The organism is Sphingobium xenophagum, assembly GCF_031457465.1.
Taxonomy (GTDB): Bacteria; Pseudomonadota; Alphaproteobacteria; order Sphingomonadales; family Sphingomonadaceae; genus Sphingobium; species Sphingobium xenophagum_A.
Genome location: NZ_JAVDWV010000022.1, coordinates 1 through 16,488, shown reverse-complemented (window position 1 = coordinate 16,488; position 16,488 = coordinate 1). Strand labels below are relative to the sequence as shown.

At 60.0% G+C, this 16,488-nt stretch carries 16 protein-coding genes and 3 pseudogenes; 10 read left to right on the top strand and 9 right to left on the bottom strand.

Annotated features, from left to right (window positions below):
* The first annotated feature begins 33 nt into the window (after nucleotides 1–33).
* From hemC to J2W40_RS18355, 4 genes are all read left to right on the top strand, one after another.
* Nucleotides 34–960 carry a hydroxymethylbilane synthase gene (hemC, locus tag J2W40_RS18370; RefSeq protein WP_310227407.1) on the top strand — a complete coding sequence of 309 codons (927 nt, stop codon included), beginning with the start codon at nucleotides 34–36 and terminating at the stop codon, nucleotides 958–960.
* A gap of 11 nt (nucleotides 961–971) precedes the next feature.
* Complete coding sequence (locus tag J2W40_RS18365) at nucleotides 972–1,643, top strand: uroporphyrinogen-III synthase (protein WP_310227406.1); 672 nt, start codon at nucleotides 972–974, stop codon at nucleotides 1,641–1,643.
* A gap of 28 nt (nucleotides 1,644–1,671) precedes the next feature.
* Nucleotides 1,672–2,541, top strand: a complete 870-nt coding sequence (locus J2W40_RS18360; protein WP_409050403.1) for a hypothetical protein — start codon at nucleotides 1,672–1,674, stop codon at nucleotides 2,539–2,541.
* A 109-nt stretch (nucleotides 2,542–2,650) separates the two neighbouring features.
* Nucleotides 2,651–3,400: an esterase/lipase family protein gene (locus J2W40_RS18355; protein ID WP_310227404.1), complete on the top strand. Its 750-nt coding sequence runs from the start codon at nucleotides 2,651–2,653 to the stop codon at nucleotides 3,398–3,400.
* Nucleotides 3,401–3,553: 153 nt separating this feature from the next.
* Here J2W40_RS18355 and J2W40_RS18350 read toward each other — a convergent pair.
* A pseudogene (locus J2W40_RS18350) lies at nucleotides 3,554–3,799 on the bottom strand (transposase); the annotation flags it as partial.
* A gap of 58 nt (nucleotides 3,800–3,857) precedes the next feature.
* Nucleotides 3,858–4,637: an SDR family oxidoreductase gene (locus tag J2W40_RS18345; protein ID WP_310227403.1), complete on the bottom strand. Its 780-nt coding sequence runs from the start codon at nucleotides 4,635–4,637 to the stop codon at nucleotides 3,858–3,860.
* A gap of 264 nt (nucleotides 4,638–4,901) precedes the next feature.
* Here J2W40_RS18345 and J2W40_RS18340 point away from each other — a divergent pair, with 264 nt between their 5' ends.
* Nucleotides 4,902–5,462, top strand: coding sequence for an NADPH-dependent FMN reductase (locus J2W40_RS18340; RefSeq protein ID WP_310227402.1), 561 nt, complete (start codon nucleotides 4,902–4,904; stop codon nucleotides 5,460–5,462).
* Nucleotides 5,463–5,539: 77 nt separating this feature from the next.
* Here the strand turns inward: J2W40_RS18340 and J2W40_RS18335 are convergent, their stop codons facing one another.
* The 4 genes and pseudogenes from J2W40_RS18335 to J2W40_RS18320 all read right to left on the bottom strand — a co-directional run bounded on the left by J2W40_RS18335 (nucleotide 5,540) and on the right by J2W40_RS18320 (nucleotide 9,931).
* Nucleotides 5,540–6,313, bottom strand: coding sequence for an enoyl-CoA hydratase-related protein (locus J2W40_RS18335; protein ID WP_310227401.1), 774 nt, complete (start codon nucleotides 6,311–6,313; stop codon nucleotides 5,540–5,542).
* A 9-nt stretch (nucleotides 6,314–6,322) separates the two neighbouring features.
* Nucleotides 6,323–7,097 (bottom strand): annotated as a pseudogene (locus J2W40_RS18330) (acetyl-CoA C-acyltransferase); the annotation flags it as partial.
* Nucleotides 7,098–7,256: 159 nt separating this feature from the next.
* Nucleotides 7,257–8,099, bottom strand: coding sequence for an SDR family oxidoreductase (locus tag J2W40_RS18325; RefSeq protein WP_310227400.1), 843 nt, complete (start codon nucleotides 8,097–8,099; stop codon nucleotides 7,257–7,259).
* Between the two features lie 20 nt (nucleotides 8,100–8,119).
* Nucleotides 8,120–9,931 carry an acyl-CoA dehydrogenase family protein gene (locus J2W40_RS18320; RefSeq protein ID WP_310227399.1) on the bottom strand — a complete coding sequence of 604 codons (1,812 nt, stop codon included), beginning with the start codon at nucleotides 9,929–9,931 and terminating at the stop codon, nucleotides 8,120–8,122.
* A 185-nt stretch (nucleotides 9,932–10,116) separates the two neighbouring features.
* On the opposite strand from J2W40_RS18320, the gene J2W40_RS18315 reads away from it, so the two are divergent.
* The 5 genes from J2W40_RS18315 (at nucleotide 10,117) to J2W40_RS18295 (ending at nucleotide 14,687) form a co-directional block, all read left to right on the top strand.
* A complete protein-coding gene (locus J2W40_RS18315; protein WP_310227430.1) occupies nucleotides 10,117–11,427 on the top strand; it encodes an acyl-CoA dehydrogenase family protein in 1,311 nt (436 codons plus the stop codon).
* A complete protein-coding gene (locus J2W40_RS18310; protein ID WP_310227398.1) occupies nucleotides 11,424–12,200 on the top strand; it encodes an SDR family oxidoreductase in 777 nt (258 codons plus the stop codon). Before J2W40_RS18315 ends, J2W40_RS18310 begins: the two co-directional genes overlap by 4 nt.
* Nucleotides 12,201–12,210: 10 nt before the next feature.
* Nucleotides 12,211–12,993 (top strand): SDR family oxidoreductase, encoded by a 783-nt coding sequence (locus tag J2W40_RS18305; protein ID WP_310227397.1) that lies wholly within the window; start codon nucleotides 12,211–12,213, stop codon nucleotides 12,991–12,993.
* A gap of 26 nt (nucleotides 12,994–13,019) precedes the next feature.
* The gene (locus J2W40_RS18300; RefSeq protein WP_310227395.1) at nucleotides 13,020–13,880 is read left to right on the top strand and encodes a 3-hydroxyacyl-CoA dehydrogenase family protein; all 861 of its coding nucleotides are present in this window, start codon (nucleotides 13,020–13,022) and stop codon (nucleotides 13,878–13,880) included.
* Nucleotides 13,881–14,003: 123 nt separating this feature from the next.
* Nucleotides 14,004–14,687 carry a GntR family transcriptional regulator gene (locus tag J2W40_RS18295; protein ID WP_310227394.1) on the top strand — a complete coding sequence of 228 codons (684 nt, stop codon included), beginning with the start codon at nucleotides 14,004–14,006 and terminating at the stop codon, nucleotides 14,685–14,687.
* A 37-nt stretch (nucleotides 14,688–14,724) separates the two neighbouring features.
* Here J2W40_RS18295 and J2W40_RS18290 read toward each other — a convergent pair whose 3' ends face one another.
* From J2W40_RS18290 to J2W40_RS18280, 3 genes and pseudogenes are all read right to left on the bottom strand, one after another.
* Complete coding sequence (locus tag J2W40_RS18290; RefSeq protein ID WP_310227393.1) at nucleotides 14,725–15,354, bottom strand: cytochrome P450; 630 nt, start codon at nucleotides 15,352–15,354, stop codon at nucleotides 14,725–14,727.
* Complete coding sequence (locus tag J2W40_RS18285) at nucleotides 15,306–15,779, bottom strand: cytochrome P450 family protein (protein WP_310227392.1); 474 nt, start codon at nucleotides 15,777–15,779, stop codon at nucleotides 15,306–15,308. Before J2W40_RS18285 ends, J2W40_RS18290 begins: the two co-directional genes overlap by 49 nt.
* Before the next feature lie 455 nt (nucleotides 15,780–16,234).
* Nucleotides 16,235–16,339 (bottom strand): annotated as a pseudogene (locus J2W40_RS18280) (IS5/IS1182 family transposase); the annotation flags it as partial.
* Nucleotides 16,340–16,488: the final 149 nt, after the last annotated feature.

The window sequence follows — 16,488 nt, the reverse complement described above, 5'->3', positions numbered from 1 at the left end:
TCTAAAGCCCGTGGTCATTAGAGCAAGCCGCATATGTATTTGTCCGATCAACCGTTGCGCCTCGGCACCAGAGGCTCCCCGCTTGCGCTGGCCCAGGCGCACATGACCGCCCATGCCCTGATTGCCGCCCATGGCTGGGCGCAGGACGCGATTGAGATCGTTATCGTCCAGACCAGCGGCGACCGCATCCAGGATCGCGCACTCGCTGATATCGGCGGCAAGGCGCTCTGGACCAAGGAGCTGGAACGCGCATTGGTCGCACAGGAGATCGACTTCGCCGTCCACAGCATGAAGGACGTCGAAACGATTCGCCCCGCCATTTTCCAGATCGGCGCGATGCTGCCGCGCGCCGATGTGCGCGACAAGCTGGTGGGGGTGGAAAGTTTCGATGCGCTGCCCGCCAACCCGGTCGTCGGCACCAGTTCGCCGCGCCGCGCCGCGCAGGTCATGCGGCTGCGCCCCGACGCCACCATCACTCTGTTCCGCGGCAATGTCGCCACCCGCCTTGCCAAACTGGCAGCGGGCGAGGTCCATGCTACATTATTGGCGGCGGCGGGGCTTGACCGGCTTGACCAGAGCCATGTCGGCGTGAGCATTCCAATCGACACCATGTTGCCTGCCCCATCGCAGGGTGCAGTGGGGATTGAGGCATTGGCCGACAATGCGCCGCTGCTCGATGCGCTAGCCGCCATAAATGATGCCGACGCGAACGATGCTGTTGCCGCCGAACGCGCGGTCCTCAAGGCGCTGGGCGGCACCTGCCATTCGCCGATCGCGGCGTTGGCGGTGGTGGATGGTGAGGGGCTATATCTGCGCGCCGAGATCATCAGCCCCGATGGGCAGGAAACGGTGGCCCAGGAAACATGGCTAGCGCGCAGCGATGATCTAGTGGCGCAGGCGGTCGGCCGCGCTTTGCTGGAGCAGGCCAGCCCAGCGCTGCGGGCCCTGTTTGAAGGATGAGGGGTCGAAGGGTGAGGCGGCTCCTGATCCTGCGCCCCGAACCGGCGGCGGGCAGGACGGCGGACAAGGCCGCTCGCCGGGGGTTCGACGTGCTGCGCCATCCGCTGTTCGCGCCTTTGCCGCTCGACTGGTCCGCGCCTCCGGCCGACGGATTCGACGCGCTGCTGCTGACCAGCGCCAATGCGGTGCGCCTCGCCGGACCGGGACTGGCCGACTATCGCGCGCTCCCGACCTATGCTGTCGGCGCGGCGACGGCAGCGGCGTTGCACGAAGGGGGCTTTGCCGAGGTGATCTGTGGCGAGGGCGACGCCAGCGCCATTGCCGCGCGGATCGCGGCGGATGGCCATCGCGCCGTCCTCCATCTGGCGGGCACCACGGTCGCGCCGATGGAGGCCGGGCCGCTCCGTCTGACCCGAATCGCGGTTTATACGATGGCCTGCCTGCCGTCGGACCCAGCGCTGCTGCGTGATGCCACCCCCGGCGCCATTCTGCTGATCCATTCGCCGCGCGCGGGCGAGCGGCTGGCCGAATGCATCCCTCTCGACGGTCGTAGCGCGCTGCATATCGTAGCGATCAGCCAAGCCGCGCTGGCCGCTTGCGGCAGCGGCTGGGCCAGCCTTTCCGCGCCGCACAAGCCGGTCGATGACGACATGCTGGCCCTCGCCCTTTCTTTGTGCGAATGACGGGACGATGACAGGCGAAAGGGTCAGCATGCAAGACGCGGACGGCGATAGGAGTATCCCCGTGACCCCGCCCCCTGTCCGTCGGCGCAGCACCCTGCCGCTGGTGACGTTGATGCTGCTCGCCTTCCTGATCGGCGTCGCGCTGACCGCCTGGGCCTGGCCCCAGATCCAGAAGCGCTGGAACCCGCAACCGGCCCAGCCCGTCGCCGCCGTGCCGCAGACGGGCGCGCCTTCCGCTTCCATTACGCCAAGCACGCTCAGCGCCAACAGCGCCCAAATGCTTGACGCCCGTGTGGTCGCGCTCGACGAACGGCTTACCCGCATCACCGTCGAGGCGCAGGCCGCTTCGGGTAATGCCGCTCGTGCCGAAGGGCTGCTGATCGCCTTCGCCGCGCGTCGCGCGCTCGATAATGGCGCACCGCTAGGCTATATCGAGGCGCAGTTGCGCTTGCGCTTCGGTCAGGCACAGCCGCGCGCCGTCGCTACCATCATCAATGCCGCGCGCGAGCCTGTGACTCTGGCTGATCTGCGCGTCGGCCTTACCGACCTCAGCGATCGATTGACCACGCCGCCCGTGGAAAGCGACTGGTGGGATGCCATTGCCCATGAGGCCCGCGAACTGGTGACGATTCGCAAGGCATCGGCACCCTCCCCCCGGCCCCAGGCCGCGCTGGAGCGGGCCGTGCGCTATCTTGACGGCGGTCGCGTCAGCGCCGCCCTGGCGGAAGTAGAGCGGATGCCTGGCCGCGCGGCCGCCGACCGCTGGCTTCAATTCGCCCGCCGCTATCTGGAGGCGCGCCGCGCGCTCGATCTCATCGAAACCGCCGCGATCCTGGAACCACGGCCCTTGCGTCCTGTGGACCCTGCCCCACTCAGCCCGACCCTACCCACACCCTAAGCCTTTCAGCGACGAACCGTTCGTCGCATAGGACGAAACCAATGGACGGACGCGGCGTTTGTCACGATAACGTCATCTTTGCCCGATCGGGCTTGGGATTTTTGTTTTCGTGCCACCTCATGTTCAAGCCGTCAGCAGTTTTTGGAAAGATCGTTTTGCGCCAGGGCCAGCCGCCCCGTCGCGGCCGCCTTTGTCGCATCTGATCGGCAATCTGTCGCTCCCCCGCGACCTCGCTCGCACCCAAGCGCAGGCCGACTCGCTGGCGCAGCAGATCAAGGGCGATGGTCGTTCGGTCCTGTTGATCCCCGGCTTGCTCGCATCGGAACGGCGGATGGATGCCATGCGCCAGATATTGGCGGCGGCGGGCTATGCCGCGCATGATTGGGCAATGGGCCGCAATTATGGCCCGAAGCCTGACAGCCTCGACCAGATCGACCGGTGCGTCGATGCCATTCGGCGCGCAGGCGGCGGCCCGGTGACGCTTGTCGGATGGAGCCTCGGCGGCCTGTATGCCCGCGAATATGCCAAATATGCCACGCATAAGGTCGGCGGCGTGGTGACGCTGGGCACGCCCTTTTCCGGCGACCCGCGCGCCAACCATGCCTGGCGTCTCTATCAGCTCGTATCGGGTTTTCCGGTCGACAAGCCCCCCTTCCCCTGCACCCGCGAAATCAAACCGCCGGTGCCAACTATTGCGTTGTGGTCGCAGCGCGACGGCGTGATCCTGCCTGAATGCGCCAAGGGGCGCGGTGGTGAGCGCGACAAGGCAATCGAAGTCGATTGCACCCATATGGGCTTTGCCGCAGCCCCCGAAGGCATATTGGCCGTCGGCAACGCGCTGGAATTGATGCGCGCATAAAACGGCCAGCCGTCCAAATGCTATCGGCAGGGGCACAGCAGTAAAATTCACACCGTTGCAGGCGTGCTTTTCCGCCCTTTTTTGGCGCGACAGCTATCCTGACGCGCGCGCCACATAGTAGAACGCAAAAACCTGCCTTAGACTCGGATGACATCAGCTTGATCTGTATTCTGAGTTGAACAGGTAATTGCGGCATTCTGAGGGACTGAAGGTGTCGAGCAAGGAGCCGGTGCGCCGCCAAGTTGCTTCATGGGTACGCTCGGCTGTTTTGCGCATCAGGTGTTTGAGCTTGGCGAAGACCTGCTCGATCGGATTGAGATCGGGACTGTACGGCGGCAGGAACAGGAGCCTGGCGCCAGCGCTGCGGATCGCCTTGCCGATGGCGGGTCGTTTGTGGCTGCATCCCGCTCTAGTGATTACGCTCTAGAGCGCTATTCGTAATCGCTGTGTCATGGTTCTAGCTGTGGCGTGGGGACCACGAGACGTAGTGCCGGACTGTCAAACGAATCCGATCGCAAAGAGCGTTCAGCATAGGCCTCAAATGAGGTCGGGGGGGCGATCGAGCAGCCACGTCAGTACATTGGGATTTCCACCAGATGGGCAGGTGAGGGGCCGCATCTTGGCGAATTTCGCGCACATTTCTTCTAGCAGAGAGACTGTCGGCCGCCGACAGATCATAGGCGGCATATTGATGTCCCGGCTCCATAATGACTTTTGCGACAACAGAACCTACATCAGCGAGATCGACATGACCAAGCCGCGATGTCGTGTCGTAGGGCACCCGATAAAGTCCAGATTGCGCGATCGCCGCAGCGTCCACATTCTGCATCAGGTGCTGCGGACGTATGATCGTCCATGCCAGATCAGTGGCTATCAGGTGCGCCTCGACGTCTAGTTTCGCCTTGTGATTAAGCCAATCGTCGATTTGCGGATGAATGACCGAGATAAAGACAGAGCGACAGACTCCAGCCGCGACGGCTGCGTCGATCATGCCGGTACCGAGAGCGGTTTCGCGCGGATGGAAGGGAGGGCCGTAATAAATGACGGCGTCGATGCCCTCCACTGCATTCGCTCGGTCTACGGGATTTTCAAGATCCCCCTTACGAAACTCGACATGATCGATGCACGGATCGTTCCTGCTAAAACCAATGATGTCACAATGCTCATGATGCGCCTGCAATGCTGCAATGACATGCCGACCTGTTCGACCACCGGGACCAACCATCAGAATTCGCACTATAATATCCTATCGGCATGGTCTGATCGTACCCACAGTCCGATCTTGGTTTGCCTGTTTGATAAAGGTCAATCTTACCTGGTCAACAGATATAGTCCATATGAGCAATATAATTCGATTGATCGGATAAACGGTCATGGGCTAACGCTGCTGCGGGCTGCTTGCGAGCTTATCCGCGCCATTCAGCCACTGCGCCTAGTTCGCCGTGGGGAATGGTGATCGGACGTCCGATGCAACCCAGATCTTTGTGAAAGGACATTCTGCGTGAAGCCCCCTTACCGCCTTCTTGGAATCTCAGGCAGTCTGCGCGCCAATTCCTTCTCGTCTGCGCTTCTCGCTGCGCTTGTCGAGGCGACCGCAGAGCGCGCCATCTTTGACTATTCCGATATTGGAGCCGTACCGCATTTCAACCAGGATCTTTACGTCGATCCGCTGCCGCCAAGCGTGCAGAAACTGCGCGATCAAATCCTGGAGGCAGATGGATTGGTGGTCGTCTCCTCTGAATATAATCACGGCATCCCTGGAACGTTAAAAAATGCCCTCGACTGGGCGTCCCGCCCTCACAACCAATCGCCACTCAAGAACAAGCCGGCACTCATCATCACCTCATCTGTGGCGGTAACAGGCGGGGTGCGCGCCCAATATCAGATTCGCGAAACCCTGATCTCAGCACTTGCGCGCCCCGTAAGCACGCCCGAGATTGTGGTCGGCAACATTGCCGCTAAGATTGTCGGCTCCCGCTTTGAGGATCCCAGCGTGATCGCATTCGCATTGGCAGGCATAGCAGAAATGTTCAACGAAGTAGATCGACTGGTCGGCAGATAGGCATCTCACGTCGGTGGCGGACTTCAGGGCATCCTTCCGGCGTTATGCGACCGTTTCATGCCGCCCGCATTCAGCGCCTAGCGTCCCTTCCATCGCGGCGCCCGCTTTTCGATAAAGGCTAGCGGTCCCTCAACGAAATCCTCGGTCGCCATCACTCGATCCTGCGCATCGAGTCCCAGAGCGAACAATGCATTGTCGTCCAGGTCGTAAGCGCGGCGCGCCACCTGGAGGCTTTCGTGCACCGCGACCGGCGCATTGGAAGCGATTTGCACGGCGAGTTCGAGCGCGCCCGTCACAGCCCCGCCATGCGGAGTCAATCGGTTGACCAGACCGAACTCAGCCGCACGTGTCGCTGGCAGGCATTCTCCGGTAGCAAGCATCTCCATTGCGATTGCACGCGGCAGAGCGCGCGCCAATCGGTACATGCCCCCGGCCGCCGCGATCAGTCCACGCATCACTTCCGGCAGCGCAAACGTCGAAGTTTCCGAAGCGACGATCATGTCGCATGCCAGCGCGATTTCGCACCCGCCTGCCATCGCAAACCCCTCGACCGCCGCAATCCACACCTTATCGCGCGGATGTTTGACGAAACCGGCAAACTGCCCATCCGGCGTAAAGAGTTCCGACAGCCGCCCGGCGGAGACCTCTTTAAGGTCGGCACCAGCACAAAATGCGACGCCCCCCTCGCCCGTCAGGACTGCGACCCAGAGGTCAGGGTCGCTCTCGATCTGCTTGACTGCCCGGTCGAGCGCTTGCGCCACGAAACCGTTTATAGCGTTTCGGGCTTCGGGCCGACGAATGGTGACGAGTGCGACATGAGGCGCGGCGATTTCGACCGTGACAACATTCATCTGATTTCCTCAATAAATCTCAAACAGCCCGGCGGCACCCATTCCACCGCCTACGCACATGGTGACCACGCCATATTTCGCCTTGCGACGGCGCCCTTCGAGCAAAATATGACCGGTACAGCGGGCGCCGGTCATGCCATAGGGATGCCCGATCGCAATTGCGCCGCCCGATACGTTGAGGCGCTCGTTAGGAATGCCAATCGTGTCGCGGCTATAGATCACCTGACTGGCGAACGCTTCGTTCAGTTCCCAGAGGTCGATATCGTCGACCTTCTTTCCGTGCGCTTTCAGCAATTTTGGAACAGCAAATACCGGGCCTATACCCATCTCATCGGGGTCACATCCTGCTACCGCCATGCCACGACAGGCGCCGAACGGCGTCAGCCCTCGCCTGGACGCTTCCGATGCGCTCATCAGCACCAGTGCGGCCGCGCCATCCGACAATTGGCTGTTGTTGCCTGCCGTCACCGTGCCGCCCGGTTCGAGCGCCTGGCCACCCTTATAGGCTGCAGGCAGCGTGGCGATCGACTCCGCCGTAGTGCCGGGGCGCATACCCTCGTCCTGGGTTAACGTCGTCTCGCGCTGCTCAGTCTCGCCAGTTGCCTTGTCGGTCACGAGCATCTGCGTGCGTAGCGGGACAATTTCATCTGCAAATATACCTGCAGCGACGGCAGCGGCTGCGCGCTGATGCGACTGGGCACCAAGGACATCCCGCTTCCTCCCGACTTACGCCATAGCGGCGCGCAACCATCTCGGCGGTCTCCAGCATGCCCATATAAAGGTCTGGCCGCTGCCCGGCTGAGGGCTTGCGCAATGGCATGGCCAGCCAAGGTCTGGGGCTGCGTATCGTTGAACGCGCCGCGATATGCTTTGCCAATCGGCGTACGTGCGACGGATAAGATGACGGCTTCTCGTTTTGACATGTGCGCTTTAGATGCCGGGTTCAGGGGATCGGGTTGACGTCAGGCTCCACGAAGATGTCGATCTCCAGTACTGAGGTCGGATCATAACGGTACGGCGCAAAGTCGGTAACGCCTTCCTCACGCAGCACGTCATCGTCGATCACGAAGTTGCCAGTGAATATCCGCGAGTCGCGCAGGAAAATGGCATGGGCAGCATCCGCCATGATTTCGGGTCGGCGTGAACGACGCATCAGGTTTTCGCCGCCCAGTGCAAACTCCACCGCCGCCGTTGCGATCGTCGTTCGCGGCCACAATGCGTTGAATGCGATCCCCTCTGAACGGAATTCTTCAGCCATGCCGAAGGTGACCATCGACATGCCATATTTGCTGATCGTGTAGGGCAGATGCTGCGCGAACCAGTCCGCCCGCATGTCCAGCGGCGGTGACAAGGTCAGAACATGTCCGTTCGCGCTGTTGCGCAGATGCGGAACGCAGGCGCGCGAGACAAGGAAGGTGCCGCGCATATTGATCTGCTGGATCAAGTCGAAGCGCTTCACGTCGATGTCCTCCGATTTCACCAGATTGATTGCCGACGCATTGTTCACACAAATGTCGATTCCACCGAAATGCTGTGCGGCCTGAGTGACTGCGGCTTGGACCGCATCGGCATCGCGTACGTCGAGCAGCAGCGGAAGCGCTTTGCCACCAGCCCGCTCGATCGCCTCCGCGGCGGTGTAGATCGTCCCCACCAGCTTAGGATGAGGATCACCCGTCTTTGCGGCGATGACCACGTTCGCGCCATCGCGTGCAGCCCGTTCAGCGATTGCCAGGCCGATCCCCCGACTTCCACCGGTGATGAACAGCGTCTTGCTCGCCAATGTCATGTTAGCTCTCCAACCATTTTTTAGAATTCATCGATTGGTGCTGCGAAGATCAGGTCAGATCTTGCCAGGACGGGCACCAGCCAAGTTTTCATCTGTGGCAGTTCCGCTTCCGCGAAATAGCGACAGGCGCGGATACGTCCGTTCAGGAACGCTGTATCGAACCTTCGGTCTTGGATGGCGAGTAGCGCTTCCGCCAAAATCGCCTGATCTAACCACAGCCAACCCACGACAAGATGCCCGAACGCCGCCAATACGGGTGAGCCATGCGCCAACGCTACGGCATCCTCAGCCTCGGCGAGCAGTATCGCGACTGCTTGTTCAAATTCGGACAGCGCATCCCCCACAGCCAACGCAACGGCGCTTAGGGAGGAGCCTACACCGACCTTCGCTATCGTCGCGCGAATTCGTTCGGCCAGCGCGGCAAATGCAATCCCGCCGTCACGGCGCAGCTTTCTGCTGATCAGGTCCAGACCCTGGATACCAGTCGTGCCTTCATGAATCGGGTTCAGCCGATTGTCGCGATAAAGTTGTTCGATCTCGAAGTCCTGCGAATAGCCCGCCCCTCCGTAGACCTGAAGCGCCAAATGGAGCGAATGCTGCGCCCATTCGGAAGGCCATGTCTTGGTCGCGGGTGTCAACAGGGCCAATAGCGACGCAGCAGCAGCCCGGTCCTCTGCGGTTGTCGCCGTCTTTTCATCGTCAAGCAGTCGCGCTGAAAATAGGACTAGAGCCAAAGCGCCCTGCCCGATCGCCTTTTGCGCCAGGAGCATACGGCGGACATCGGCATGTTCGATGATTGGTACTTGCGCCCCAACGGCTGCGCCAATGCGCCGGCCCTGGGTCCGTTCCAGCGCATAGTCGCGCGACATCTGATAGCCGCGATTGGCGAGCATTGCGCCAGCAAGTCCCACCGAAATCCGGGCTTCGTTCATCATCTGAAACATTTGCGGAAGCCCTTGACCGACCTCCCCTACCCGCCAACCGATAGCGCCGGCCTCTCCCCCCGGCATCGATTTACCCTCGCCAAAATTGAGCGCACAGTTGGGCAAGGCGCGATATCCCATCTTGTGATTGAGGCCGGCCACGGCGACGTCATTGATGGTGCCATCAGGAAGTATCTTAGGCACGATAAACAGCGAGATGCCGCGGGTACCTTGGGCGACGTGTCCGTCTGGCGCGGGGACTTTGGCAAGCACGAGATGAACGATGTTGTCGGTAACATCATGGTCGCCCGCAGAAATCCACATCTTGCTGCCGGTCAGGCGATAGCGCGCGCCATATCGGTCCTCGCCCTCCAGCACGGCGCGCGCAAGAATGTCACCAAGGGAAGAACCCGCATGCGGCTCCGACAGGCGCATAGTACCCATGGCCACCCCGGCGATTTGCGGCTCCGCAAAGGTCGCGATTTGAGCCGGACTGGCATAGTTGGCGAGCAGGCGCGCATTGCCTACGGTCAGCAAGGTGAAAGAGGCCGTCCCAAGGTTGCCGGCCATCAATATGCCGAGAGCGCTGACATAGACAAGATGCGGGAGTTGCAAACCGCCATGCGTCTCGTCGAACACCATCGCGAAGATCCCCGCCTCGGCAATCTTGCGGACGCCCCCGGCCACTGACGGCAATACCGTCACATTGCCGTCGAGATCGAGCTGCGGCTCGCTTGAGTCCCAAGCGCGCAAATGCGGGGCCAAATCATTTTCGCCTAGGCGCGTCGCGAGTTCGATGACTGCGTTGACCACTTCACGGTCGTGCGAGGCGAAGCGCTGTCGGGACAGCAATCCATCCATATCCAACCACTGGAACAGAAATTCGAAGTCGCGCTTATCGACAATCATTCAATAAAACCCGCATAATCGTCCTATCATTTGGCATGATCTTCGTGCTGCGTCAATCTATTTAGTTGGTTTGTCGCAAGGTTCGCTGTGCTGGTGATCTGCGGCCCGGAGTTGACGCAGGCATAGCACGTCTTGATATCTTCATACTATTACGTATGACGATCTATGTATATGGAGAGCGATATATGATGGAACCTAGCACCCGTAGCGATGATCTCGCCAAACGGCTCAAAACGTTCATGGCGGAAGAAATCTATCCCAATGAACGGCGCTATTATCTTGAGGCGGAACGGTTGGGACCATGGTCGGTCTATCCGATTGTCGAGGAACTGAAGCCAAGGGCGCGCGCCGCAGGACTGTGCAACCTGTTCTTGCCCGCCGCGCACCATGCCGACGGCCTTTCCAACGTCGATTATGCGCCGCTCTGTGAAATCATGGGCCGCAGCCTGTTCGCCCCTGAGGTGTTCAATTGCTCCGCCCCTGACACCGGGAACATGGAAACGATCCTGCGCTACGGAACCCACGAGCAGCGTGATCGCTGGCTGACCCCATTGCTGGACGGCGAAATCCGCTCGGCTTTCGCGATGACGGAGCCTGAAGTTGCATCATCGGACGCCACGAATATCGGCAGTTCCATTGCGCGCGACGGCGACGAATATATAGTCAACGGACGCAAATGGTACACGACCAATGCAACCAGTCCGGCGTGCAAGATCATCATCTTCATGGGCAAGAACCAGCCGGAAGGCGATGATCCCTATCGTCGTCAATCGATGATTCTGATCCCACGCGAAACGCCGGGCGTCCGGGTCATTCGTTCTCTACCGGTGTTTGGGTTCTACGGCGTTCCGGACCGCGCTGCGGAGGTGCTCTTCGACAATGTCCGGGTTCCGGCTTCCAATATGTTGTTGGGCGAAGGGCGCGGGTTTGAAATCGCGCAAGGGCGCTTGGGGCCGGGGCGCATCCACCATTGTATGCGCCTGATCGGCCTGTGCGAGCGCATCCTGGAACGGATGTGCCGACGCGCCGAACTGCGACAGCCCTTTGGCAAGACCCTGGCCGAGCAAACCGTGACGCTAGAACGGATTGCGAATGCGAGAATTCAAATCGAGCAGGCCCGCCTACTCACCATGAAGGCGGCATGGATGATGGACACGGTCGGCAGTAAGAATGCCCGGCGCGAGATTGCAATGATTAAGGTTACCGCGCCCCTGATGGCACAGGAGATCATTGATACAGCCATGCAGATGTTCGGCGGCGGCGGCACCAGCAACGATCATCTGCTATCCGCAGCGTTCGCCACAGCGCGCCTGCTGCGCCTGGCAGACGGGCCGGACGAGGTGCATCGCAACCAGATCGCGCGACTCGAACTCAAGCGATGGCGCGGTACCGATCCGGCGTTCACGGGCGGCAGTGCAGATGTGCTAACCCTCGAAGAAGCGGAGAAGATGGCTAGCGAAGGCTTATGGCCTAAACCGTCGGACTTCGACGCATGAGCGCGCGACTTACCGGCAAAAAAGCGCTCATTACCGGCGCGGCGCAGGGATTGGGCGCTGCCGCCGCTTTCGCCATGGCACGACAGTGCGCGCGCGTGTTGTTGACCGACCGCAACGAGGAGGCCGTGATCGCCACCGCGCAGGCTATCAATGCTGAGCTCGGTGCCGGTACCGCCTATGCCGCGCGGCACGATGTGGTCAGCGAAAGCGACTGGGGGGACGTAATCGCGCTTGCTTCGGAGACGCTTGGCGGCCTGTCGGTGCTCGTCAACAACGCCGGAATCGTGCTGACCGGATCGGTCGAGGATTTCACATTGGCGGAATGGCAGCATGGCACTGCGGTCAATGTCGATAGCGTCTTTCTCGGCGCTAAGCTGGCGCTGCCACTTCTGCGCGAGCATCAGCCGGCATCGATCATCAACCTGTCCTCAATCGCGGGCCTGATCGCCTCGCACAATTTTGCGAACTACAATGCCACCAAGGCTGCGGTCTGGATGCTCAGCAAATCGATCGCGCTGCACTGCGCACGCAGCGGGTGGGACATTCGCTGCAATTCCGTGCATCCCACGTTTATACGAACCCCGATCCTCCAGGATATCGTGGGCGATCGGGACGAAGCAACCGTGATGGCGAAGCTCGCGAAGCAAGTGCCATTGGGCCGCCTTGGTGAGCCAGAGGAGGTCGCCCATGCGATCGTGTATCTCGCATCCGACGAAAGCCGTTTCATGACTGGCGCCGAACTCAAACTCGACGGCGGCATTTCCGCAATGTGAGGCCCCTTTTATGAACGCTTCAATCTTCGATCTCTCCGGCAAGGGCGCGATTGTCACGGGTTCTTCACGCGGTATCGGCCGCGCCATCGCGGAAGCCTTGGCAGCGCATGGCGCGAATGTCATCATTTCTTCACGCAAGCTGGCTGCCTGTGCAAAGGTTGCGGCAGCCATCAACGCGCGCGACGGTGGGCAGGCGACTGCAATCGCTGCCAACATCGGGAATAAAGCCGATATCGAGCGGTTGGTCGAGGAAGGAGGCGCAGCGCTGGGCAGCATCGACATCATGGTCTGCAATGCCGCGTCTAATCCTTATTATGGTCCAATGGCCGGGATCACTGACGAACAGTTCGATAAAATTCTGCGTAACAACCTGATGTCCAGCCACTGGCTTGCTGCCCTCGTCTCACCCGCAATGATTGCGCGTAAGGCGGGTTCGATCATTCTCGTTTCCTCAATGGGTGGCCTGCGAGGATCACCCGTCATCGGTGCCTATAATATTTCGAAAGCCGCTGATTTCCAACTCGCCCGAAATCTGGCTGTCGAATATGGGGCCAGCGGCGTGCGTGCGAACTGTATCGCGCCCGGCCTCATTCGTACCGAATTTGCCCGCGCCCTGTGGGAGGACGAGGTTAACCTTGCCAAGGCATTGTCCGGCACCCCCCTCGGTCGGATCGGCGAACCCGACGACATTGCGGGCGCGGCGGTTTTCTTGGCATCGGATGCTTCGCGCTATGTCTCCGGACAAACCATTGTCATTGATGGCGGCGCGACCGTTACCGTTGGGGGCGTCTGAATAATTACGATAGCAGGAGACACACAGTGGATCAAAAGATCGGAGTAGTCGGCGCTGGCCTTATGGGCGCGGAAATCGCGCTCGTATTCGCGCTGGCCGACCATGACGTCCTGTTGAACGATCGCGACCAGCAAAGCTTGGGCCGTGCGCTCGCTCGACTTCGCACTCTGATGGAAAAGGGCGTCGCGCGCGGGTTTTACGAGCAAGGTCAAATTGACGCTGTTCTTGCGCGCATTCGTCCGGTGAGCGACCTATCTACCTTTCATGATCGCGACATCGTGACCGAAGCGGTGTTCGAAGCCGTGGAAGTCAAATCGGCGGTGCTCAAAGCGCTCGATGAGATCTGCAAACCCGATTGCCTGATAACGTCAAACACCTCCACCATCCCGATCTCAACTCTTGCTGCTGCACTCCCGATCGAGCGCCGCCCTCACTTCATCGGAACACATTACTTCTCGCCGGTCTCGCGTATGAATTTGGTCGAAGTGATACCCGGATTTGACACCACTGGCACCACACTCGAAGAGGTTATGGCGACCATAATCTCGATCGGTAAAACACCGATCCATGTCAAAGATGTTGCTGGCTTTGCCGTTAATCGCATGTTGCATATGTTCATGATCGAGGCTGTTAAACTGGTTGAGGAAGGGGTTGCCACACCCGAAGATCTGGATACTGCTTGTCGTCTGGGCTTGGGGCATCCGATCGGTCCCTTTGCCCTGATGGATGCTGTGACGTCGAGCCTTTGCGTGCAGGCTCAGGAAATCATGCAGGAAGCCTATGGCGAACGATTTCGGCCACCTCCCCTGCTCAAGCAGCGTGTCCGGGCCGGCTATGCCGGGGGCAAAGGCCAACCGGGCTGGATCACACCCGCCGTTTCGGGCTAGGCACGCGAAGGCACGTGCGACCATCGTTTAAATCGCGGCCGCATATTGGGGAACCTAATCCCGCTCTCTCAAGCGGCGATCGGGTGAAAGAAGGTCTGAGGCTCTGAGCGACGGTATGACAATATGACAGATGACAATACGGTACCCACGTCCGCGCGAACACCGTTCGAACAGGTTCACCGTGGCATCTTGCGCGCGCTCTATGAAGGTCGGTTTGTCCCCGGCCAACGCCTCGCGGCACCCGACCTCATGCGGGAGTTTGGGGTTGGACGCGGAACGGTCAGGGAAGTTTTACAGCGCCTGGCATCGACAGGGGTCGTTACCGTCGCATTGAACAAGGGTGCGCAGGTACGACGCCTTTCGCGCAGCGAAGTCCGGGGCATCCTTGATGTTGTCGAGGTCCTGTTGGGCCTCGCTGCGCGAGGGGCAGCGCAAGCGATCCAGGTTTCCACTGTCCGAATGGCGTTTCAAAAGCGCTACACTGCGATGGCTAGTATGGTGCCGGAAACGGACTTCAACCGGTTTCTGGCTGCGCGCGAGGACTATTATCGCTTTCTCGTTGCGGCTTCGCGCAATGAAGAGTTGCAAAGGGTTTTCCCAGCTATCCAAGTCCAAATCATGCGAATTCAGTTTCGCTCTTTTGACCGTGCAGCCGATTCCACCGATCTTTCCGACTACACCGAACTGACACAGGCGGTCCTGTCCGGTAACGCCGAGCAGGCAGAAACCGCTGGTCGCGGTCATGTTCGCAAAACGCTGGATCGCGTTCTCGCCCTACCCTCTCGCGCTTTTGAGGCCGAGCGCTGAGTCCCAAGCCTACTACCAATGGAATACCAGCCGGCGCTCAGTCGGGATGAAGCGTGAGCGGCAGTTGGGCAAATCCTTGCAGGCCATTGTTCACTAGACGTGTCGGCTCCCCCGCCGATATGCGCGCCACCGATGCGAGGATCGCGCGCAACAGCGCTTCCATCTCCAGCCGCGCCAGGTGCATTCCTGCGCACAGATGGACGCCAGCACCCCATCCAAGATGATCGCGCGGATTGCGCCTCACATCGAACCGGTCGGGGTCGGAATAATGGCGCTCATCGCGATTGGCCGATGCATTGAGCAACAGGATGCGCGATCCTGCAGGCAGGGTCGTTTCAGACATCTGGAACGGCTCGATGGCATAGCGAGTAAAACCGCGGATCGGTGTGGCCATCCGAACCGACTCGTACACTACGGATGGGACCAGTTCGGGATGTGCCCGGAGAGTATCATAGGCGCCATCAACCGAGGCCAGTCGCCACAACATCTCGCCGATTGATGCGATCGTGGTGTCGAGGGAGGGTGTGGCATAGTCAAAGATCATCAGTCGGGCAGTGTCGAGCGAAATCTCACCCCGGTCGGCAGCGTCGAACAGCCCCTCGGCCCAACCGCCACGCATCACCTTGTCGCGGGATAAAGTGCGCGCAAAATTGATATACTCGCCCAAAATGGGGCCAGTGGCTTTTCGGGCGGCCCGAAGCTGTTGAACGCTGTAGCCGCCCAATGCAGCAACTGCTCGCCACCTACGCTGTTGAGGCCGACCAATTCCGCGACGACTGTGACGGGCAGGTGGGAAGCGATCGTGGCCATCCCTTCCACTTCCTTACCGATGCAGAAACGCCGCACCACTTCTTTTGCTTCAGCCTCCACCCTGTCTTTGATGGTTTGGAGCGCCTTTGGGATAAGCGGCTTCATCAGCAGCCGCTTGATCTGGGCACGCTCCTCTCCATCCATCGTGATGACACCGGTCGGGCCGTTGCGGATGCCGTCGTCAAGTTGAAAGCGGTTGGTGGTGACACCCCGACTGCTGATGAGCTTGGTGTTGGCGCGCAGCCCTTTTTGCACGTCTTCGAAGCGACCGGCCGCGAACATTCCAAGGCAATCAAGCCACACGATGTCGCCAAGTTCACGAATCCGGCGAAAGCTTGGAAAGGAATCGGCGAGATTCTCCGGGGCGTAGAGATCATCTTCGAATATCGGGAAATCTTGGGGGGGGGCGGAGCGCGATTGGGGCTGAACTCATGATCCGCATTCTCCTTCATTTTGTTCTGTCGGCGTCTCGCACCATCTTATGTAATAAATTATCCATCTGAAAAGATTAGTCAAGTGCGTGCGATGCACGGAAGCACCACATGCCGGAATGAATACTATATTATCCTAGTGAACAGGATAATATTATGGTGTAGATTGTCGGCTTGAGACTGCCGCAATGACGAGTGTCGATCTTTCGGCGCCGCGCTGCCTTATCGACACCGCAGCGAGCCCAGCAGTGAAGCTACTGCCGCGTATGGAGGAGATAATCAGGAAAATCGCACTAGGGTCAGGACTCATTGATTGAGCCAGAAGATGACGGTTGCGGCGATACAGATGGCGGACATGAAGATGTGGGCGCATCGATCGTAGCGGGTATGGATGCGTCGCCAGTCCTTTAGAGTCCTCCATGAGGAGAAACCCCTCCGACTTCAGTCGGATACTGGCTTCAGCCGCGGACTCGGCCAGTAGCCTGCTATCCTCGGAAAAAATGAACAGCCCGAAGGGCGAGAGTTCATTTTTTCCGAGGATAGCAGGCTATGGGCTACAG

Bases quoted from the DNA above. Each gene is read 5' to 3' on its own strand.
- hemC (WP_310227407.1), top strand. From the start codon at position 34: ATGTATTTGTCCGATCAACCGTTGCGCCTCGGCACCAGAGGCTCCCCG.
- J2W40_RS18360 (WP_409050403.1), top strand. From the start codon at position 1,672: ATGCAAGACGCGGACGGCGATAGGAGTATCCCCGTGACCCCGCCCCCT.
- J2W40_RS18335 (WP_310227401.1), bottom strand. From the start codon at position 6,313: ATGAATGTTGTCACGGTCGAAATCGCCGCGCCTCATGTCGCACTCGTC.
- J2W40_RS18325 (WP_310227400.1), bottom strand. From the start codon at position 8,099: ATGACATTGGCGAGCAAGACGCTGTTCATCACCGGTGGAAGTCGGGGG.
- J2W40_RS18320 (WP_310227399.1), bottom strand. From the start codon at position 9,931: ATGATTGTCGATAAGCGCGACTTCGAATTTCTGTTCCAGTGGTTGGAT.
- J2W40_RS18315 (WP_310227430.1), top strand. From the start codon at position 10,117: ATGATGGAACCTAGCACCCGTAGCGATGATCTCGCCAAACGGCTCAAA.
- J2W40_RS18310 (WP_310227398.1), top strand. From the start codon at position 11,424: ATGAGCGCGCGACTTACCGGCAAAAAAGCGCTCATTACCGGCGCGGCG.
- J2W40_RS18305 (WP_310227397.1), top strand. From the start codon at position 12,211: ATGAACGCTTCAATCTTCGATCTCTCCGGCAAGGGCGCGATTGTCACG.
- J2W40_RS18295 (WP_310227394.1), top strand. From the start codon at position 14,004: ATGACAGATGACAATACGGTACCCACGTCCGCGCGAACACCGTTCGAA.
- J2W40_RS18285 (WP_310227392.1), bottom strand. From the start codon at position 15,779: ATGTTCGCGGCCGGTCGCTTCGAAGACGTGCAAAAAGGGCTGCGCGCC.